This is a genomic window from Halomonas sp. XH26, from assembly GCF_024138895.1.
Lineage (GTDB): Bacteria > Pseudomonadota > Gammaproteobacteria > Pseudomonadales > Halomonadaceae > Vreelandella > Vreelandella alkaliphila.
Genome location: NZ_CP071889.1, coordinates 2,359,341 through 2,378,810 on the forward strand (window position 1 = coordinate 2,359,341; position 19,470 = coordinate 2,378,810).

Here is a 19,470-nt window from a genome sequence, read left to right on the forward strand (position 1 = left end):
GTCTAAGGGCTTTGCAATAGCGCAAAAAGGGTTACAATCGAAGAACAGTCCGATGGATAAGGAGCACGTCAATGCAAGTAAATATCACTGGTCATCACGTAGATCTGACTGACGCCTTGCGTGACTATGTAAATGAGAAGCTGGAACGCGTTGAGCGCCATTATGACAATATCACCACCGTACAAGTGACCTTATCTGTTGAAAAGGAGCGCCAGCAAGCTGCCTGCACCCTGCATGCTGCAGGTGCCGATCTACACGCAGAAGCATTAGACAACGATATGTACGCTGCGATTGATGCACTAGCGGACAAAATTGATCGTCAACTCGTTAAACACAAGGAAAAAGCACAAGCTCGCGCCCAAGGCGCTGGCGTGCGTTAACTCAATGACGTTGGAAACTATTCTTCCCCCGGAGCGCGTGCTGTATGACGTCCCCGGGGGCAGCAAAAAAAGGGTGCTGGAATTTTTCAGCACCTTTATTGCGCAAAACACGCCAAGCCTAGATAGCCAAGAAGTCTTCAGCCGCCTGATTGGTCGTGAGCGTTTGGGTAGCACTGGAATAGGCAACGGCGTTGCTATTCCTCACGCCCGTAGCCCTCACTGCAGCTCGCCTATCGCTGGTTTTTTAAAGTTAGCTGAGCCAGTAGATTTCGATGCTATTGATGGCGACCCCGTCGACCTTGTTTTCGTACTTTTAGTGCCCGAAGAGGCGGACGACACGCACTTAGCCTTATTAGGGCAAGTGGCGTCCATCATGAACAACGTTGACACACGTCAGCAGCTTCGTAGAGCGGCTAGCCAACGTGAGCTATTGGACCTTATTACAGCAAAAATTCGTGAACAACCTGTTACCTAAATGGTCCACCGCTAGACACTGCCTACTAGTTTAACGTTTACCTCCATTTTTATTGGCATGCCAAGAGAAACTCTATGCAACTGGTGATCATTAGCGGCCGTTCAGGGTCCGGTAAATCTATCGCCTTACAAGCGTTAGAAGATCTTGGCTATTGTGCCATCGATAATTTGCCCGCCATGTTACTCGGCTCCCTTGTGGATGAGCTTCGCGAGCAAGGGGCACGCCCTCAACTAGCGGTAAGTATCGATGCGCGTAATTTACCAGCTGCGCTAAAGCAGCTGCCAAAAATGCTTGAATCTTTGCGTCAGAAAAGCATTCACTTCCAGGTTATCTATCTAACCACCGATGCGCGAATTCTTCTTGAGCGATACTCAGCCACGCGTCGTCGCCACCCTCTTACGCGTGATAGTGACATGACGCTTGAAGAGGCCATCAATAAAGAAGAAGAAACCCTGCTCGACATCCGTGATCTTGCCGACCTGATGATCGACACATCGCGTCTGTCGGTTCATGACCTGCGCCGCCGAATAACGGATCAGGTTGCCCAACAGCGTGAAGATAGATTAACGCTGACACTAGAGTCATTTGGCTATAAACGTGGCGTCCCACTTGACGCTGATCTCGTCTTTGACGTGCGCTGCTTACCAAATCCCTACTGGGACCCTACGCTGCGCCAATACACTGGGCGTGACGCGAACATCATCAACTTTCTTAAGGGATATCCCGTCGTAGAAGAAATGCGCAATGATATCCAGACATGGTTGGAAAAGTGGCTACCCGCTTACCAAAATAGCCAGCGCAGTTATATGACTATTGCTATTGGCTGTACCGGCGGGCAGCACCGTTCTGTCTATATGGTGGAACAACTGGCACAAATGCTGGTGAAACAAGCGGGAGAGGTTCAACTCCGTCATCGTGAGCTAGGCCTGCAGTACACCCTAAGTGAACAGCAGCCCTCCACATCCGAGCCTTCAACAAACGCGCAATAAGCAACGCCTTTTCTTCACGACCCCACTCGGCTAAAAGGAACCAGAGTGCCAGAAAGAACCTTAACACTCACTAATCAGCGCGGCCTTCATGCTCGTGCAGCGACAAAACTCGTCAAGTGTAGCCAACAGTTTTCGGCCAACATTCACGTTTACAAACAACAGCAAATGGCTGATGCGGCCAACATTATGTCGTTATTGATGCTGGCCGCCCCTTGTGGCACTGAACTTAGAGTCCATGCGGAAGGCGACGACGCCGAACAAGCACTAGAGGCCATTGAAGCACTATTCGACGCACGTTTTGACGAAGAGCACTAACATCAGTGAATACCACTGACATCATTAAAACAGCATCAGCCAACGTGTTAACTGAGCTGTTAGCTAAGGTGTTAGTTACCAGCGACGGTCATTGCATCAATTAGCCAGCTACCCGTGTGAATACTGCCACGGGTATCGATGTCATCACCGACTGCGACCAAGCCAGCAAACATGCTATTCAAATTACTGGCAATAGTGAACTCCTCGATAGGGTGCTGTATTTCACCATTTTCAACCCAAAAGCCGGCAGCACCTCGCGAATAGTCGCCAGTCACGCCGTTAACCCCCTGTCCCATTAGCTCAGTCACCCAAATGCCACGCCCCATCTGCTTCAGCAAATCATCTCGGGGCGTCAGCGGCGCTAACAAACGTAAATTGCGTGCCCCACCTGCATTACCTGTAGATTGCATACCTAAACGCCGCGCACTGTAAGCAGACAGCATATAGCTAGCCACACTACCCTGATCAATAAAGCGATTGTTGCGAGTTTGAACGCCTTCAGCATCAAACGGCGAGCTAGCCGTCGCACCCACCTCCATAGGCCGCTCTTCCAAGCCAAACCAGCTCGGGAATAGCTGGCTACCTAAACGATCACATAAGAAAGAGGATTCGCGATAAAGCGCCCCACCTGCCAACGCCCCCATCAAGTGACCTACTAAGCCGCTGGAAAGTGACGGGTCGAACAGCACCGGAAAGGTACCTGTTGGCGGCCGTTGAGCGCCTAACCGACGTAGCGTGCGTGACGCCGCTTCGCGGCCAACCTCCGCGGGATCTCGAAGCATGGCGGGATTACGTGCCGAGGTATAATCGTAATCGCGCTGCATGCCCTTCTCATCCTGTGCAATCAGCATGCAGGAAAGTGAATGACTACTGCCTTTCTGGGTGCCGAGGAAACCGTGGCTGTTAGCGTAAACTCGCACTCCCTCACCACTGGATAGCGAAGCGCCTTCCGACTGATGAATTCCCGCAACATCACGCCCCGCTTTCTCACATGCCAGCGCCAAATCGATTGCTTCATCAGTCGTCAACGACCATGGATAATGCACTTTAAGGTCAGGTAGGTCAGTTGCCATTAGCGACGCATCTGCTAACCCTGCGGCAGGGTCCTCCCCCGTATAACGGGCAATTGCCAGGGCTTTCTCTACCGTGGCTTTAATTGACGCGCTGCTGGCATCGGTAGACGAGGCGCTGCCCTTGCGCTGCCCAACATATAGCGTAATGGCAATTCCTTGATCACGTGAAAGTTCGACAGTTTCCACCTCTCCAAGACGCACGCTTATCCCAAGGCCTTGATCTACACTAGCGCCGACTTCAGCAGCATCTGCGCCTAATTTTTTTGCCAGCGCAAGCGCCTCTTCAGCACGCTGGGTTAACAGCACCTGCTGGGCCGCTGCATCAAATGCTTGTGCCATTTTGGCCTCCTTTTCGCCTGAATCGCATTGGCGGATCAATGTTGTGGTCGCAGCCTGATATAATGCTGCAAACGAAACTAATTAGTGAGTTCTAGTATGCCTAAGCAACGCCCCGAACCCCTCGATATTGATGAACAAGAAGAGCGCCCTAGTAAGTCTCAGCTCAAGCGGGAAATGCATGCTCTCCAGGCGCTTGGCGAAACGCTTATCGCGATGAAACCAGCCGAGCGCGCAAAATTTCCGCTCTCTGACGACATGTTACGCGCCATAGAAGAAACCTCTCGCATCCGCTCCCATGAAGGCCGCCGTCGCCATATGCAATATGTGGGCAAGCTTATTCGCAAAGAAGACCTTACTGCCATACAGGGTGTCTTCGACGCTATCGAGCAGGAAAAAGAGCAGCGCGATCATGCCTTTCACCGGCTAGAAAAATGGCGCGATCGGTTAGTCGAAGAAGGCGACAGCGCTGTCGATCTATTTATGGCGGAATACCCTAACGCTGACCGTCAGGTAATACGACAACTAGTGCGCAATGCGCGTAAAGAGCGTGAGCAAAGTAAACCACCGACCAGCTCGCGCAAGCTGTTCAAACACTTACGCGATACGCTGGCACTCTAACCCCTATATGTCTCAATGACTGGGCCATAAAGGCTAGTTCATAAGGACCAAGTCATTAAGACCAAGTCATCAAGACCAAGTGATGACAATCAAGTCACGAAGACTGAGTGCCGCCGACCGTCAGCTCATCCAGCTTAAGGGTGGGCTGACCGACGCCTACCGGCACACCCTGTCCCTCTTTGCCGCAGACACCGATACCTGTATCCATTTCCATATCATGGCCAATCATTGAAACACGCCCCATTGCCTCAGGACCGTTGCCAATCAAGGTAGCCCCTTTAACAGGCGCAGTAATTTTGCCATCTTCAATGAGGTAGGCTTCGCTGGCTGAAAAAACGAACTTGCCTGATGTAATATCGACCTGACCACCACCGAAACTGACCGCATAGATACCGCGCTTAACGCTTTTGATAATGTCGGCGGGTTCATCTTGGCCTGCCAGCATGACAGTATTGGTCATACGCGGCATCGGCAAATGGGCAAAAGATTCACGCCGCGCATTACCCGTTGGCGCCATATTCATTAACCGTGCATTAAGCTTATCTTGCATATAGCCAGTTAAAATACCGTCTTCAATCAGCGGCGTGTATTGCCCTGGCGTGCCTTCATCATCCACGCTTAACGAACCACGGCAGTCAGCAACGGTAGCATCATCGACGACCGTCACACCTTTCGCCGCAACACGTTTCCCCATCTGCCCTGCAAACGCTGAACTACCCTTACGATTAAAATCACCTTCAAGCCCGTGGCCCACCGCTTCATGAAGCAAAATACCTGGCCAGCCAGCGCCGAGAACAACCGGCATTTGACCAGCAGGTGCATCGACTGCCTCTAGGTTAACTAAGGCTTGGCGAACAGCTTCTTTCGCATAGCGTTCCGCTACGTTTTCATCTCGCAGCCTGGACATGGAGTAACGACCGCCGCCCCCAGCACCGCCTCGCTCTCGCCGACCATTTTTAGCCGCGATAACACTTACATTAAAACGGACTAATGGGCGGATATCTGCCGCTAAGGTGCCATCACTGGCACGCACTAACACCACTTCATAAGTGCCTGACAATGAGGCGCTCACTTGGCTAATACAGGGGTCAGCTGCACGCGCGATGCGGTCTGCTTCTTTTAACATTGCCACTTTTTCGTCAGCAGTAAGCCCCGCCAACGGATCAAGTCCTGCATAACGACCGGCAGCGCTGACAGCCACTACCGGCTGCCCAGGTAACTGCTTACCACTACGCACAATGCCCGCTGCTGTACGGCCAGTATCCATTAGCGCATCTGCGGTAATTTGATTGGAGTAGGCAAAGCCTGTCTTTTCACCTGCTAAGGAGCGCACACCAACGCCGCCATCAATGTTATAGCTGGCTTCTTTTACTTCACCATCTTCCAGCACCCACCCCTCTTGCCAAGTACGCTGGAAGTAGAGATCGGCATAATCAATACCAGCACCCAGGGCATAAGACAGCCCTGTATCAAGGGCATCCAAATCCAGGCCACTTGGTGTCAACAAAATGGAAACAGCGGTATTTACATCGCTCTTATGTGCGGTCATTAAGGGCCTTCTAGAGTGATCTGCGGCGACGTCCACGGACCTCGCACGCGATAGTGAATAGTGGTTGCTTGATCTAACGCGCTACCAAAAAGCTGGTCCGCTACAAAAAGAGCGCCACCTACAATCGGAGCACCTACGGCTATGGCTGCGAGAGGCAAGCTTTGGCTAATAGGTAGTGTGACGCCTAGTCGCTGATCAAGTTCACGTTGTATAAGATTGACGCTTCCCGTCAGGGTTAGCGTGGTAGATGGCGCTTCAATGGAAAGTGGACCGCGCAGCAGTAATTGACCCGCGGCGACATCTGCCGTGCCATGCACCCGATCAAATGCAGTTCCTTGTCCCGTCACGTCCGAAAAATCGAAACGCAAACGACGCAGTATATTGTCAAAATTAAGCAGACCAACCAAGCGAGCCGGTGTAGATTCCAGCGTCACAAAGCGCCCATCACGTACATCGGTACGAATATCGCCTTCCGCCCGACTTAATTCAAATTGCCAGGGAGCGCCTGGCCATGCCAGCGTTGCGCTGACATCCGTGGAACGGCTGCGCATGGCTATTGGCTGGCCTAGACGCTCTAACGCAGTGCCCACATCACCACCTTGTATAGAAACATCAGCGCGGGTATGGCTATTGTTAGCGTCGCCTTCCCATACCAATTCTCCGCGGGCAGAGAGCTGCCCTAATGTCAGACCGACCGGGGAAAGAGTAAAACGTTGATCCTGGCTTTGCCAATAAGCGGTTAACGGTCCGAAACGTCCTTCGCCAACGCCAATATCGGCTAGTCTGAGCCTGCCATCCGGCAACTGGTTAAGCCATTCTGGTATAGCAGTTGGTGTGGCGTGCTGAGTTTCGACAGCATCCATCCAAGAGCCTGGTGTCGGCGCACTGCTGTCATGCGCTGCAGCAGGCATATCCAATAGTCGATCTACTTCCAGCGACGAGATAGCGATATCAAGCGGCAGCGCGCTACCGGGCTGATAATTCACTCGACCTGACACAAGGTCACCGCTTAACTGTATAGCCAAGCGCTTTCCTTCAATATTGCCTGTCGCTTCTAAGCGACCAAAACACGCATCACGGAAATGCACGCAAGGCGTACTAAGCATTACTGATATTGGCGTATCCTCACTATCGCCATTCGACGAAGATGACGCCTGCATCAACGGTGACAACGCCTCCTGCCAGTCATCAAGAGGCAACTCATCAACCTGCGCGACAACGCTCCAGCCTGGCTGCGTTGGCCAGTCACTCGGTGCGGCAGCACTGCCCAAAGCAATTACCCCTGCCAGCTCATTATGATCAAGCTGTACGCGAGCATTAACGATGTCGGCTAACTGTGTTGTTAAGTGGCCACTATCGACGTCCGCGCTTAACCGCCATGGCCATGGCTGTTCAGCGGACTTGCTAAATGGCGCTGGCAACCTGCTTGTAATACCAAGCAAGCGGCTTTCAAGGACGATCGACGGTGATGGCTGTAGGTTGACCTGCCCACGCCACTGAGCACGCCCTTCAAACAGCTGGCGAGCTTGTTCAGCGGGAATATTGGCCAGTTGAAATAAGGTGGCGACATCAATATTTCCGCCCAAGGCAATACCGTCGTCTGGAACATTGATATCCGCTTCTATGGAATTACCTGACCACAGACCCGAGACATGCCCGAGCAAAGCGCTTTTTTCGCCGTGCTGCTGCCACGTCATCTCCCCCTGAATATCTTCTAGCGGAATGTCGACAGGCTGAAAAGCAAGCGTTGTGACATTTGGTCGAGCATTAATCTCCAGCGCCAATGAGTCCGGCGCGCTCAGTGGTAACGATAAAGCGATGTCACCCTCAACCCGGCCCTCTGCACGAACATCGTTAAGCAGTGGCAGATCAATCTCAGGCATCGCCTGGAGAAACGCCAGCAGTGAATCACTATCACTGCTGACACTTCCCGACAAATTAAGCGTCTCATCAGCCATCTTTAGCACCCCATCAGAGACGTCAATGCCCTGGCTTTCAGCATGCTGAATAACCGCCTCCAACACCTGATCCTTCCAAACCAATCTGCCCTCGATCTTCTCAAGCATGGGCCAATCAGGCGCGATAGGTAATCGCCCCTGTGTGACAGAGAGGGCCAACGTGGAGGAAATTTGATCTGCAAACTGACTTTCTGAACCAGCCTCTTCCCCAGTAAAGGGAAAGCTAAGCTTGAGCGAGCCGTGGGGAACAACACCGCCTATATCGGTTAATAGCCACTCACGAAGCTCAGGCTCAAGAGCTTTAACGGGCAGCCACTGAGAGAGCGGGTAATTAAGCGCATCAACATTTGCAAACGCAATATCAAGCCCAAACTGGCCGCCCTGTTCACCCGCAATCAGACCAAAACCCCCACTCACCTCGGCACCATCCCAATCTAGGCGTAGATCCCTACCACTGATCATGGTGCTCGGGCCGTCATACACCCACTCCACCACACCCTCGGCATGGCTCAACAGCATGGGTGATTCAAACAATTCAGGAAAATTAAGCGAGCTGCTTCCAGCACTGTTAAACGTTACTCTGCCGCGAAAGTCTCTTGCCTGTACCCAAGCATCTAACGGGCCACCTCCTGGCGCTTGCTCCCAAGGCAGCACAGCCACATTGGTTAACGCCGCATCAACCCCCCAATGGCCTTCATGCTGACCTAAACGCAAACCTTGGACCTGACCACGGGGTGATAGTGTTTGTAACACTCGAGTAAGCGATTCAGGCAACAAAATATAGTCGCGCCAAGCCGCCAAAGAAGCCAGCTCAAATGCGCTGGTGCGCACCTCCCATCGATCAGGCTGGTGGGATAAGTACCAATGCCGCGGTAAGGCTGGGCCACCACTTCCACCTTCTGGACGCGCCCACTCGACGTTTTCAGCATCACCACTAAGCCATGCTTCGCCGCCCTCACCGTCTCGCCGCCAAAGGCCATTGGCCTGAATGTTTTGAAGTACGGCGTATTGAATCTCGTGGCGAAGGGTCAACTGTGGAACATCGACAGCCAAGCGAATCTCATCTAAGCGTCCTGCATGCCAGCGACCCCACAACGTAACCTCGCCTCCCATTTGCTCTAGAGAAGGCATGCGATCGGAACGTAAAACAGCGGCTAGTGCCACTAGATGATCCAGTTGCATGTCCAATTGGAGCGCCGCTGAAAAATCACGGAAACCCTGCTCTCCAGGCTGCATCTCCACGTTCATCGCAATGGCCGGCAGCGTTTCTTGTGCTTCTTGAGTCTCCTTTTCTTGAGACCCTGTTCCTTGCGAATCCACGCTTTGAGATTCTAAGATCGTGACGGCACCCTCCAAGCGCGTTCGCCGCTTATCGCCATTGAGCAGCAAGGTAGGCGCGTGCAAGGTGACGGCCTGTTGGCTTCCATGCAGCACCAGACGAGTATTATCTACCCACAATCGCTGGCGAAGAATAAGACCTGCCCAGGCGTCCAACGCCGCTAAATCAACAGTAGGCTCCTGAGACATAACGATCGGCAGCTCTGCTGGTGCAGGCCAGCCCCAAGCAGCGTCTCGCTGCTGATATAGATGAAATTCAAGGCCTGTGATGCGCGCATCATTAAATACGGGTGCAATACTTCTCAATGTCGCCCAACCATCAAGCCGTAAATGCGCACTTTCAAGGGATACTAATTGCTGCCCGTCAGGCGTCGCTGAATGCACACCTTCCAATTGCAAAACAAGATCGTTACGCGCCAACGACAGCGATAGGTGCTCGATAGTAACGGGCACCCCCACACGGGCCTCTAATAACGCTTCTATTTTCGGTGTTAGTAGGCTGGATTGGCTAATTAATAAGCGTGCCAATAATAGAAAGACAGCAAGACCTCCTAGTAACGAGGCGATCGCTACTAGGCACCATCGAGAGAATGAACGTAACGCTATCATTACATTAGTACGATGTCGTACTGTTCTTGGGAGTAGTGTTGCTCTACTTGAAAACGAATGGTTTTATTAATAAACGTTTCCAGGTCGGCGACCGCCGCAGATTCTTCGTCCAACAGTCTGTCAACTACCGGTTGAGAGGCAAGCACCATATACGTTTCGGCACTGTAGGCACGCTCTTCGCGCAATATCTCGCGAAAAATCTCGTAACAAACAGTTTCAGGCGTTTTCAACGTCCCGCGCCCACTGCATGTTGGGCAAGCCTCGCACAAGGTTTGCTCCAGACTTTCCCGCGTGCGTTTACGGGTCAACTGCACTAAACCCAGCTCAGTCACTCCGGTGCACTTCGTCTTCGCATGATCACGCTCTAGCGCTTTCTCAAGCACGCGTAACACTTGGCGCTGATGCTCTACATCCACCATATCGATGAAGTCGATAATAATGATGCCGCCAAGGTTGCGTAGCCTTAGCTGACGGGCAATCGCAGTCGCCGCTTCCAGGTTGGTTTTAAAAATCGTCTCTTCAAGATTACGATGACCGACATAACCACCGGTATTAACATCAATCGTGGTCATCGCTTCTGTCGGGTCGATAACCAGATAGCCACCGGACTTCAACTGAACCTTACGCCCCAGTGCTTTTTGAATTTCATCTTCAACGCTATACAGATCAAAGATGGGACGCTCGCCTGGATAATACTCGATACGGTCTACCGCATCTGGCATAAACTCTTCAGCGAACTCGACCAGTTTGACAAAGTTCTCGCGGGAATCGATGCGCACTTTTTCAATATCATCGCGCATGACATCCCGTAATGTACGCATAAATAACGGCAGGTCATCGTAGATCACACTAGGCGACGCCGCCGTTATTTTACGCTCACTGACTTTGCGCCAAATACGCAGCAGGAAGTACATGTCACCCGCCAGCTCTTCATCACCGACCCCCTCTGCCGCTGTGCGCACGATGAAGCCACCGGTTACCTCAATGGTCTGCTCGTCAATGCCCTTATCGAGCAGCGCTTTTAAACGCTCCCGCTCTCGCTCATCTTCAATGCGCTGAGACACGCCATGATGGGGAGAGTCAGGCATATAGACAAGATAACGTGAAGGAATCGAGAGATGGGTAGTGAGCCTGGCACCCTTGGTGCCAATGGGATCTTTGGTCACCTGAACGACAAGCGCCTGACCTTCATGTAGCAACTGACCAATAGTCTGCTGCTCATCATTAGGCGTCCCTGATGGCATTACCTCATGGGCATGAATAAACGCCGCGCGCTCAAGGCCAATATCAACAAAAGCAGCCTGCATACCAGGCAGTACACGCACTACTTTGCCTTTGTAGATATTACCTACAATGCCGCGCCTACGTGAGCGTTCAATGAGCGCCTCTTGTAAGACACCATTTTCCACCAGCGCAACGCGAGTCTCCATTGGCGTTAAATTGATGAGGACTTCACCGCTCATGCAAAATTCCTTATTGAGTCACAGTATCCTTGCCAACACAGCAGGCGGCGAAATGGCGGTTAGCTCTGCTGATAGCAGCCCGACCAGATTGGCACCCCTTGCTGGCACAACAAGCGTGTTGTTTCATAGAGAGGCAGCCCAACAACTGCTGAATGGCTGCCCTTAATTTCTTCAACAAACACAGCGGCTAAACCTTGGATGGCGTATCCTCCGGCTTTATCTACCGGCTCACCAGTTTGCCAATAGTCAGCTATTTCCTGCTGACTGATTACGCGCATCTTGACGACCGTTGTCACACAACAAGAGAGTACACCCTTGGGGCCAGCCACAGCGACCGCTGTTAATACATTATGACGACGCCCTGACAGCTTCTTAAGCATAACGGCTGCATCATGCTCATCAATTGGCTTGCCTAATATCTGATCATCAATCACCACGGCCGTATCTGAACCCAGCACAGGAAGGGCTGTTCTTGAAACAGCCGCTTGCGCTTTCGCACTCGCCAAGCGCTCCACATAAGCTTGCGCAGATTCACCCTTGAGCGGCGTTTCATCTACGTCACTTGGCATGACCTCGACCGCCACACCTATCGATGCTAACAACGCCTTACGTCTAGGCGATGCCGAAGCAAGGCATAACACAGGCGGCGATGCAGAACGTGAACTATCCATTACAGCAACTCCGGCAGCTTATTAAATGCTCAGCCGCATGAACTATAAATCATTACACGCTAGCTAAACGCTTTTCGAGCGCTTTAAGCATGGTAGACCACCAGGGCCACAGAACAGCACTGATCAGTGATGGAATCAAAAAAGACAAATGGATTGAAAAATCCCCCGTCAGCGTGCGTAACCACTGCTCAATCAACTGCACCAAGCCTAATAAGACCAACACGAGAACAGACTGCTGTACTAAAGAGTAAGCACGAAAGCGCGGGTAAACCAGGGCGCATAAGAAGGCCAACAGCGACAATATCAGAGCATGCTGACCTAACGCGGTACCTTCGATCAAATCCATCAGAATGCCGATAACAAAGCCATGAAAAACACCAACTCTATCCGGTGTTCGCATGCACCAGTAAATCAGCATTAGCCCTATCCACTCAGGCCGGTATACCTGCCACCCCTCTGCTAAAGGCATCACTTGCAAGCACAATGCAAGCACAAGCGTAAACCATACAAAGATAAGTGATACGACTGGCGTCTTAGCCATTACTGCACCTCTCGTGCAGCATCCTGCTGCAAACCAATACGCTGGGCAGCGTGCAGTGCAGCGGCTGAAATTTCCATACCCTCTCCCCAAATAGTATCCTCTATCTCTTCACGGGGCGGCGGGAACAGCAATAAGAAGTGACGTGAACGCTGCAACTGAGCAGAGGGCTCTGCGGTCACTTGAGCGAAAGGCTGACCTGGGTCGTGATAAACGTCGGTGACCCTAGCAACGGGATGGCCTGGCGGGAAGCGTCCTGCCAACCCTGATGTGGTCAGCAGATCACCTTCGCGAATGTCTGCTGTATCCGGCACATGCAAAACCTTCACGCTTCCATAACGACCAGCTCCCTGCACAATAAATCGCAGGCCATTACGGTTCACCTGAACAGGCAATGCATGGCTCGCATCAGCCAGTAACAGAACGCGGCTTGAATACGCCGACACAGCGGTCACTTGCCCCACTAAGCCAAAAGCATCAATCACCGGCTGACCGACATAGGCACCATTTCGATGCCCCCGGTCAACCACCATCTGATGACTAAAAGGATCATTATCTAGCGACAGTAGCTCAGCAGTTATGTACGGAATATCTCTACGCTGAGCTGCCTTCAGAAGATCACGTAATTCGGCATTCTCCGCGGTCAGATTAGCCAACCGCTGACCACGATGTGAAAGCGTCAAAATTTGCTCACGCAGGCGACGATTCTCATCGACGAGCGCTTGCTGGTCAGAAAGCGCAAGCGCGCCCCAGTTAAGTAGATCGCTAGGCACGCTAACGACCCACTGAATTGGGGCAACAATCATCGTCATTTGGGCACGCACATCTTCCATGCGGGTAAATCGCTGATCGGCAAACATTAAAATGCTTGCCAATAGCACACAGAAGAATAGCCGATACCCTGGCAATGACGCGTGCGAAAATAGCGGTTTAATAGGCAATCCCCCGCGATAAACCGCTACGATCAGTCGCTCGACAGCAACTCGAAGGTATGCTGATCAATCATTTCCAGTGCCTTGCCGCCACCGCGGGCCACACAGGTGAGCGGATCTTCAGCCACAATCACCGGCAAGCCTGTCTCTTCGGCGATCAATTTATCGAGATCACGCAACAGCGCGCCACCACCGGTCAGCACCAAGCCACGCTCCGCGATATCAGAAGCCAGTTCCGGTGGTGATTGCTCAAGGGCACTCTTGACCGCTGCCACAATAGAACCCAAGGTTTCTTGAAGCGCTTCGAGAATCTCATGGGAGTTCAGTGTGAAACTACGCGGTATGCCTTCCGCCAGGTTACGTCCACGCACATCAATTTCGCGCAGTTCGCCCCCGGGATAAGCACAACCGATCTCTTCTTTGATTCGCTCAGCGGTGGCTTCACCAATCAGGCTGCCGTAGTGACGGCGCACATACGCAGTGATGGCCTCGTCAAAGCGGTCACCACCGACACGAATAGATTCTGAATAAACCACGCCGTTGAGCGAAATAATGGCGATTTCGGTAGTACCACCACCGATATCAACCACCATTGAGCCCTGCGCTTCTTCAACCGGAAGCCCGGCACCAATTGCGGCGGCCATCGGCTCTTCGATTAAAAACACTTCACGAGCACCAGCACCTTCCGCCGACTCGCGAATAGCGCGCCGTTCAACCTGCGTTGACATGCAGGGAACGCACACCAAGACACGAGGACTAGGCGTTAAGAAGGTGCTTTGATGCACTTTACGAATAAAGTGTTGAAGCATCTGCTCAGTCACTGTGAAGTCGGCAATAACGCCATCTTTCATCGGGCGGATGGCGGTAATATTGCCTGGCGTGCGACCGAGCATACGTTTGGCATCGGTACCAACCGACGCCACGCTGCGCATGTTGCCAGACTGGCGGATAGCGACTACGGACGGTTCATCGAGCACGATGCCACGACCGCGTACATAAATCAGTGTGTTGGCCGTACCCAAGTCGATCGACAGATCGCTGGAAAACAGCCCCCTCAAACGTTTGAACATGGATGTTGTTACCTAGTGCAGACCGGGAACCCTGTGCGGATGCAAACGGTATCACCGCTACCCCTTGGCAGCAAGCACGAGTCGTGCCTAATACTGCCCGTTAGGGCCAATATGTGGTACCTTTTGCGGCTATTTTCTACGTCTGCTACACAAGACGAATTTAAGATGACCGTATGTATACCGCTGAACGCGGAATATGTTCCATCACGTTTGCGAGGAAAATTCGATCATGGCGCTTGAAGAATCTCATGTGCGCCGGGCCGCACACTTGGCCCGACTCGCCGTTAGCGATGACCAAGCCAGTGGTTTTGTCGACGATCTAAGCCGCATTCTGGACATGGTCGACCAGCTACAAAGCCTGGACACCGATGGCATTGCGCCGCTTGCGCACCCGCTGGATGCCACACAACGGCTGCGAGCCGACGAAGTCACGGAAACTAACCAGCGCGACGCTTTCCAGCGCTGTGCTCCGGCAGTAGAAAATGGCCTGTATCTAGTACCCCGCGTGGTGGAGTAGCCAGATTACCACGCACAGGCCGCTATTTTCTGCTCTTTCTATTCGCCCCCGAACGGAGCTTCCGGGTCATGCATGATAAAACCGTAACGCAGCTTGCCGCCGCCCTGAAAAGCGGTGAGCTTTCCAGCCGAGAGCTGACTTCACACTTTTTACAGCGTATTGAGCAAGCTGATGGCACGCTCAATAGCTTTATTACCGTCACCGCCGAGCAAGCACTTGATCAGGCAGAAGCTGCCGACAATGCGCGTGCTGCAGGCAAGGCTGGCAAGCTAACAGGCATTCCTTTCGCGCTGAAAGATATCTTTTGTACTCAAGGGGTGAAAACCAGCTGCGGTTCGAAAATGCTCGATAATTTTATCGCGCCTTACAATGCCACCGTGGTAGAGAAACTCAACGCTGCCGGCACCATTAGCCTGGGTAAAACCAACATGGATGAGTTCGCTATGGGCTCTTCCAACGAAAATAGCTATTTTGGTGCCGTAAAAAATCCCTGGGACCTTACTGCAGTTCCTGGCGGCAGCTCAGGTGGTAGTGCCGCCGCAGTAGCGGCAGGCCTTGTCCCTGCAGCAATGGGCACAGATACCGGCGGCTCTATTCGCCAACCAGCGGCATTTTGCGGCATCACCGGTTTGAAGCCTACGTATGGCCGCGTTTCTCGCTATGGCATTATTGCCTACGCGTCTAGCCTCGATCAGGCTGGCCCTATGGCGAAAAGTGCTGAAGACTGCGCACATCTGCTCAATGTCATTGCTGGCCATGATGTACGTGATTCCACCAGCGTTGCCCGCGGCGTTCCCGACTACACAGAAACGCTCAACGCACCGCTTTCCGGCCTCAAAATCGGCCTGCCAAAGGAGTACTTTGGCGATGGTTTAGACGCTGACGTCGAAAAAGCGGTCCGCGAGGCAGTGAAAGTATATGAATCATTAGGAGCGACCGTACGCGAGGTGAGCCTGCCGCATACCCACTATGCGATTCCGGCTTATTACGTTATCGCCCCTGCAGAGGCGTCCTCGAATCTCTCCCGCTATGATGGTGTGCGCTTCGGGCATCGCTGCGATGCACCGGCTGATCTTATTGACCTCTACACGCGGTCTCGTGCGGAAGGCTTCGGTGATGAGGTGAAGCGGCGCATCCTGATTGGCACACACACGCTTTCTGAAGGCTTTTTTGACGCCTACTACACCAAAGCGCAGAAAGTGCGTCGTTTGATTCGACAGGACTTCCTGGACGCCTTTGAAGACGTAGACGTACTGATGGGGCCCGCATCGCCAACGCCCGCGTTTGATCTTGGCGCCAAGAAAGATCCGGTGTCTATGTACCTACAGGACATTTACACCATCGCCGTTAACCTAGCCGGCATTCCTGGCATCAGCGTTCCAGCAGGCTTTTCCAATGGCCGTCCGGTTGGTCTGCAGATCCTGGGTACCCACTTTGCAGAAGCACAGCTGCTAAACGTGGCTCACCAGTTCCAGCAAGCCACTGATTGGCACTTACAACGCCCTGCTTTTGCCGAGGAGAACGCCTAATGCAATGGGAAACCGTGATTGGGCTGGAAGTGCACGTTCAGCTCGCAACTCGTTCGAAAATTTTCTCCGGCGCCTCCACCGCTTTTGGTGCAGAACCGAACACTCAAGCCTGTGCTGTTGACCTTGGCTTACCTGGCGTTCTGCCTGTGCTGAACGAGCAGGCCGTGGCCATGGCCGTTCAATTTGGGCTTGCGGTACACGCCGACATTCCTGAAGTATCGGTGTTCGACCGTAAAAACTACTTCTATCCCGATTTGCCCAAGGGCTACCAAACCAGCCAGATGTATCATCCGATCGTCGGCGCAGGTGATGTTGAAATCACCTTAGATGACGAATCGACCAAGCGTATTCGTATTCATCACGCCCATCTTGAAGAAGACGCTGGCAAGTCGCTACACGAAGACTTTCACGGCATGACGGGCATCGACCTTAACCGGGCGGGCACACCGCTACTGGAAATCGTCTCTGAACCGGATATGCGCAGTGCAAAAGAGGCCGCCGCGTATCTCAAAGCGATTCACTCTATTGTGACCTATTTGGGCATTTCCGACGGCAATATGGCGGAAGGCTCAATGCGCTGTGATGTTAACGTTTCAGTGCGACCTAAAGGCCAAGAAGCCTTCGGCACTCGCGCGGAAATTAAAAACGTCAACTCGTTCCGCTTTGTTGAGCGCGCCATTGCTTATGAGGTCGAACGCCAGATTGAGCTGATCGAAGACGGCGGCAAAGTCGTGCAGGAAACCCGCCTGTTTGATCCTGAGCGCGATGAAACCCGCAGCATGCGTACCAAAGAGGAAGCTAACGACTATCGCTACTTCCCCTGCCCGGATCTGTTACCCGTGGTGTTAGATCAAGCTTACCTTGATCACCTTCGCAGCCAGTTGCCAGAGCTTCCTGCCGATAAGCGGGCGCGTTTCCAGAATGAGCTAGGCTTATCGGCCTATGATGCCCACGTACTGTCTGCTAGCCGAGAAATGGCCGAGTTTTTCGAAGAAGTACAGCAAGTGTGCGGCGATGCTAAACAAGCCGCTAACTGGGTACAAGGGGAGCTTTCGGGTGCGCTTAACCGTGAAAACCTAAGCATTCAGAACAGCCCGGTTTCCGCAAAACAGCTCGGCGAGCTAATTAGTCGCGTACTGGATGACACCATTAACGGCAAAGCCGCTAAGCAAGTCTTCCAAGCACTGTGGAATGGACAAGGCGATAGCGCCGACGCCGTCATTGACGCAAAAGGCTTGAAGCAAGTAACGGATACTGGCGCGATCGAAGCGATGATTGACCAGGTTATCGCAGAGAGCCCGGCTCAGGTTGCTCAATATCGTGATTCTGAGCCAGAGAAACGCGGCAAGATGATTGGTTACTTCGTTGGCCAAGTCATGAAGGCATCTCGCGGCACGGCGAATCCGCAGCAAGTTAATGGCTTGCTAAAAGAGAAGCTGGACGCACTGCTGTAACGTCGACCGACGAGTGACAGCAGTGTCATAGCGGCTGCCTCGGCAGCCGCTTTTTTTGTGTCTATAAGCGTTATAACAACTGGCTTGGCTGGGTAAAGCGTTTTAGCTGCGCGCAACCGGCGGCCCACACGTCAGCCTCCAGCTCTGCAATGGCGGCGGTAGGAAAGCCAATCCCCTGGCTCGGCACTCCTTCTACTAACAGGCCCGCCAACTCACCCACCAGCGGCATATGGCTGACGAGCATAATCGGAGCATCTGCAGATTGATTTAGCAGCCATTCACTAACATCACTAGGTGAATCTTCCGGGGTAATAAACGCCAATGTATTAAGTTGCACACCCAAAGCATCACAGATCCGCTGAGCTGTCTGCTGAGCTCGTACAAAAGGGCTGGCATAAATCGTGGGGCAAGATAGTTCACCCTGCTCAATACGCATGGCCAGCCAGCGGGCCATTTTTTCGGCTTCAAGCTCACCACGAGGCGTTAATCGGCGCGATTGATCGGGAAACCCCGATGCAGCCTCACCATGGCGCATAACCAGCACACTAGGCATTCCTGCCTCCATTTTCACGGTGGGCTTGCTGAACAGCCTCACGAGGCAGAATAAATTCCACATCACTGCTTTGCTCGCCCATCATCAGAGTGCGTGCCATCTCCTGAGCCGGAACACCTTCAAACAGCACGCGATTCAGGCCCTCAGCCAGCGGCATATAAACACCCATTTCACGCGCTTTAGCGCAGACAAGCTTGACGGTATTTACCCCTTCAGCTACTTGACCTAATGCCGACACCGCCTCATCAAGACCTCGCCCTTCCCCCATGGCGTAGCCAACCCGATAGTTGCGGGATAGATTTGAAGAGCAGGTAACGATTAAATCACCGACGCCAGCCAAGCCTAAAAACGTCATCGGGTTAGCCCCCTGTGCAACTGCAAAGCGGCTCATTTCTGCTAGCGCTCGCGTCATCAGCATGCTGCGAGTGTTCTCTCCCATTCCCAGCGCTGCCGCCATACCTGCGGCAATGGCGTAGATATTTTTAAGCGCCCCACCCAGCTCAACGCCATGACGATCATTACTGGCATATACGCGAAAATAGCGACAGCCTAACGCTTGCTGCACCCGCGTTCTGGTGAGCGCATCGGCGCTGGCAATGACGGTGGCAGTCAACTGCTTATCAGCGATTTCGGACGCTAAATTGGGCCCCGCTATGACGCCAACGTGGGGAAACCCAGTTTCCTGTTCAAGCACCTGACTCATTAGCAAAAAGCTCTCTTGCTCAATACCTTTGGTGGTACTGACCAGAATTTGCTCCGGGGTTAACCAGGGTTTGGCAGCCTGAACAACACTTCGAAACGCTTTGGAAGGGATAGCAATCAGCACTAACTCAGCGCCTTCTAGCACCGATTGAAGATCCGTAGACGCGATGACGGCGGGATTAATTACATAATGTGGTAGATAGCGCCCATTGCGATGCTCGTGATTTATTTGCGTCACTAAAGCTTCATCGCGCATCCACTGGCGCACCTTTGCGCCATTATCTGCTGCAATACTCGCCAGAGCGGTACCAAAACTTCCGCCCCCCAGCACTGCCACATTCATCTGCTGTTCATCAGCCATGACGATATCCTGATCATTGGTCTCGTGCGTTTAGCAC

18 protein-coding genes are annotated in these 19,470 nt (G+C 52.8%); 8 read left to right on the plus strand and 10 right to left on the minus strand.

Annotated elements, in window-relative coordinates; translation table 11 throughout:
• Positions 1-71 precede the first annotated feature (71 nt).
• The 4 genes from hpf to J4377_RS10995 all read left to right on the plus strand — a co-directional run bounded on the left by hpf (position 72) and on the right by J4377_RS10995 (position 2,159).
• The gene (gene hpf, locus J4377_RS10980) at positions 72-380 is read left to right on the plus strand and encodes a ribosome hibernation-promoting factor, HPF/YfiA family (protein WP_009721972.1); all 309 of its coding nucleotides are present in this window, start codon (positions 72-74) and stop codon (positions 378-380) included.
• A 4-nt stretch (positions 381-384) separates the two neighbouring features.
• Complete coding sequence (gene ptsN, locus J4377_RS10985) at positions 385-855, plus strand: PTS IIA-like nitrogen regulatory protein PtsN (protein ID WP_038485517.1); 471 nt, start codon at positions 385-387, stop codon at positions 853-855.
• Between the two features lie 74 nt (positions 856-929).
• Entirely contained in the window at positions 930-1,844 is a 915-nt protein-coding gene (gene rapZ / locus J4377_RS10990) for an RNase adapter RapZ (RefSeq protein WP_038485520.1), read from the plus strand.
• 45 nt (positions 1,845-1,889) lie between these two features.
• Positions 1,890-2,159: an HPr family phosphocarrier protein gene (locus J4377_RS10995; RefSeq protein WP_038485523.1), complete on the plus strand. Its 270-nt coding sequence runs from the start codon at positions 1,890-1,892 to the stop codon at positions 2,157-2,159.
• Positions 2,160-2,230: 71 nt separating this feature from the next.
• Here J4377_RS10995 and pmbA read toward each other — a convergent pair whose 3' ends face one another.
• Positions 2,231-3,571: a metalloprotease PmbA gene (gene pmbA, locus J4377_RS11000; RefSeq protein ID WP_120386766.1), complete on the minus strand. Its 1,341-nt coding sequence runs from the start codon at positions 3,569-3,571 to the stop codon at positions 2,231-2,233.
• A 96-nt stretch (positions 3,572-3,667) separates the two neighbouring features.
• Between pmbA and yjgA the strand changes: the two genes are divergently transcribed.
• Positions 3,668-4,189, plus strand: a complete 522-nt coding sequence (yjgA, locus tag J4377_RS11005; protein WP_038485529.1) for a ribosome biogenesis factor YjgA — start codon at positions 3,668-3,670, stop codon at positions 4,187-4,189.
• Positions 4,190-4,283: 94 nt separating this feature from the next.
• On the opposite strand, the gene tldD is transcribed toward yjgA, so the two are convergent.
• The 7 genes from tldD to J4377_RS11040 are packed head-to-tail and all read right to left on the minus strand — an operon-like array spanning position 4,284 to position 14,317.
• Positions 4,284-5,738 (minus strand): metalloprotease TldD, encoded by a 1,455-nt coding sequence (tldD, locus tag J4377_RS11010; RefSeq protein ID WP_038485532.1) that lies wholly within the window; start codon positions 5,736-5,738, stop codon positions 4,284-4,286.
• Positions 5,738-9,643, minus strand: a complete 3,906-nt coding sequence (locus tag J4377_RS11015; protein ID WP_253485530.1) for a YhdP family protein — start codon at positions 9,641-9,643, stop codon at positions 5,738-5,740. The genes tldD and J4377_RS11015 overlap by 1 nt, the downstream gene beginning before the upstream one ends.
• Positions 9,643-11,106, minus strand: a complete 1,464-nt coding sequence (gene rng / locus J4377_RS11020; protein WP_038485538.1) for a ribonuclease G — start codon at positions 11,104-11,106, stop codon at positions 9,643-9,645. Before rng ends, J4377_RS11015 begins: the two co-directional genes overlap by 1 nt.
• A gap of 59 nt (positions 11,107-11,165) precedes the next feature.
• On the minus strand, positions 11,166-11,777 hold the full coding sequence (locus J4377_RS11025) for a nucleoside triphosphate pyrophosphatase (RefSeq protein ID WP_038485541.1): 612 nt from the start codon (positions 11,775-11,777) through the stop codon (positions 11,166-11,168).
• Between the two features lie 52 nt (positions 11,778-11,829).
• Positions 11,830-12,318 (minus strand): rod shape-determining protein MreD, encoded by a 489-nt coding sequence (gene mreD, locus J4377_RS11030; protein WP_120386764.1) that lies wholly within the window; start codon positions 12,316-12,318, stop codon positions 11,830-11,832.
• Positions 12,318-13,256, minus strand: a complete 939-nt coding sequence (gene mreC, locus J4377_RS11035; protein WP_038485547.1) for a rod shape-determining protein MreC — start codon at positions 13,254-13,256, stop codon at positions 12,318-12,320. Before mreC ends, mreD begins: the two co-directional genes overlap by 1 nt.
• 23 nt (positions 13,257-13,279) lie before the next feature.
• The gene (locus J4377_RS11040) at positions 13,280-14,317 is read right to left on the minus strand and encodes a rod shape-determining protein (RefSeq protein ID WP_009721960.1); all 1,038 of its coding nucleotides are present in this window, start codon (positions 14,315-14,317) and stop codon (positions 13,280-13,282) included.
• A 229-nt stretch (positions 14,318-14,546) separates the two neighbouring features.
• On the opposite strand from J4377_RS11040, the gene gatC reads away from it, so the two are divergent.
• The 3 genes from gatC to gatB all read left to right on the plus strand — a co-directional run bounded on the left by gatC (position 14,547) and on the right by gatB (position 17,817).
• Positions 14,547-14,834 carry an Asp-tRNA(Asn)/Glu-tRNA(Gln) amidotransferase subunit GatC gene (gene gatC / locus J4377_RS11045; RefSeq protein WP_038485550.1) on the plus strand — a complete coding sequence of 96 codons (288 nt, stop codon included), beginning with the start codon at positions 14,547-14,549 and terminating at the stop codon, positions 14,832-14,834.
• Between the two features lie 68 nt (positions 14,835-14,902).
• Positions 14,903-16,363: an Asp-tRNA(Asn)/Glu-tRNA(Gln) amidotransferase subunit GatA gene (gene gatA, locus J4377_RS11050; protein ID WP_038485553.1), complete on the plus strand. Its 1,461-nt coding sequence runs from the start codon at positions 14,903-14,905 to the stop codon at positions 16,361-16,363.
• Positions 16,363-17,817, plus strand: a complete 1,455-nt coding sequence (gatB, locus tag J4377_RS11055; protein ID WP_083005853.1) for an Asp-tRNA(Asn)/Glu-tRNA(Gln) amidotransferase subunit GatB — start codon at positions 16,363-16,365, stop codon at positions 17,815-17,817. The genes gatA and gatB overlap by 1 nt, the downstream gene beginning before the upstream one ends.
• Before the next feature lie 70 nt (positions 17,818-17,887).
• Here the strand turns inward: gatB and sixA are convergent, their stop codons facing one another.
• Together sixA and J4377_RS11065 are read right to left on the minus strand one after the other, a co-directional pair.
• Entirely contained in the window at positions 17,888-18,370 is a 483-nt protein-coding gene (gene sixA / locus J4377_RS11060) for a phosphohistidine phosphatase SixA (RefSeq protein WP_038485559.1), read from the minus strand.
• A complete protein-coding gene (locus J4377_RS11065; protein WP_253485532.1) occupies positions 18,363-19,433 on the minus strand; it encodes an NAD(P)H-dependent glycerol-3-phosphate dehydrogenase in 1,071 nt (356 codons plus the stop codon). The genes sixA and J4377_RS11065 overlap by 8 nt, the downstream gene beginning before the upstream one ends.
• Positions 19,434-19,470 lie beyond the last annotated feature (37 nt).

Excerpts from the sequence above, each read along its gene's own strand:
- hpf (WP_009721972.1), top strand. The coding sequence starts at position 72 with ATGCAAGTAAATATCACTGGTCATCACGTAGATCTGACTGACGCCTTG.
- ptsN (WP_038485517.1), top strand. The coding sequence starts at position 385 with ATGACGTTGGAAACTATTCTTCCCCCGGAGCGCGTGCTGTATGACGTC.
- rapZ (WP_038485520.1), top strand. The coding sequence starts at position 930 with ATGCAACTGGTGATCATTAGCGGCCGTTCAGGGTCCGGTAAATCTATC.
- pmbA (WP_120386766.1), bottom strand. The coding sequence starts at position 3,571 with ATGGCACAAGCATTTGATGCAGCGGCCCAGCAGGTGCTGTTAACCCAG.
- yjgA (WP_038485529.1), top strand. The coding sequence starts at position 3,668 with ATGCCTAAGCAACGCCCCGAACCCCTCGATATTGATGAACAAGAAGAG.
- tldD (WP_038485532.1), bottom strand. The coding sequence starts at position 5,738 with ATGACCGCACATAAGAGCGATGTAAATACCGCTGTTTCCATTTTGTTG.
- J4377_RS11015 (WP_253485530.1), bottom strand. The coding sequence starts at position 9,643 with ATGATAGCGTTACGTTCATTCTCTCGATGGTGCCTAGTAGCGATCGCC.
- rng (WP_038485538.1), bottom strand. The coding sequence starts at position 11,106 with ATGAGCGGTGAAGTCCTCATCAATTTAACGCCAATGGAGACTCGCGTT.
- J4377_RS11025 (WP_038485541.1), bottom strand. The coding sequence starts at position 11,777 with ATGGATAGTTCACGTTCTGCATCGCCGCCTGTGTTATGCCTTGCTTCG.
- mreD (WP_120386764.1), bottom strand. The coding sequence starts at position 12,318 with ATGGCTAAGACGCCAGTCGTATCACTTATCTTTGTATGGTTTACGCTT.
- J4377_RS11040 (WP_009721960.1), bottom strand. The coding sequence starts at position 14,317 with ATGTTCAAACGTTTGAGGGGGCTGTTTTCCAGCGATCTGTCGATCGAC.
- gatC (WP_038485550.1), top strand. The coding sequence starts at position 14,547 with ATGGCGCTTGAAGAATCTCATGTGCGCCGGGCCGCACACTTGGCCCGA.
- gatA (WP_038485553.1), top strand. The coding sequence starts at position 14,903 with ATGCATGATAAAACCGTAACGCAGCTTGCCGCCGCCCTGAAAAGCGGT.
- gatB (WP_083005853.1), top strand. The coding sequence starts at position 16,363 with ATGCAATGGGAAACCGTGATTGGGCTGGAAGTGCACGTTCAGCTCGCA.
- sixA (WP_038485559.1), bottom strand. The coding sequence starts at position 18,370 with ATGCCTAGTGTGCTGGTTATGCGCCATGGTGAGGCTGCATCGGGGTTT.
- J4377_RS11065 (WP_253485532.1), bottom strand. The coding sequence starts at position 19,433 with ATGGCTGATGAACAGCAGATGAATGTGGCAGTGCTGGGGGGCGGAAGT.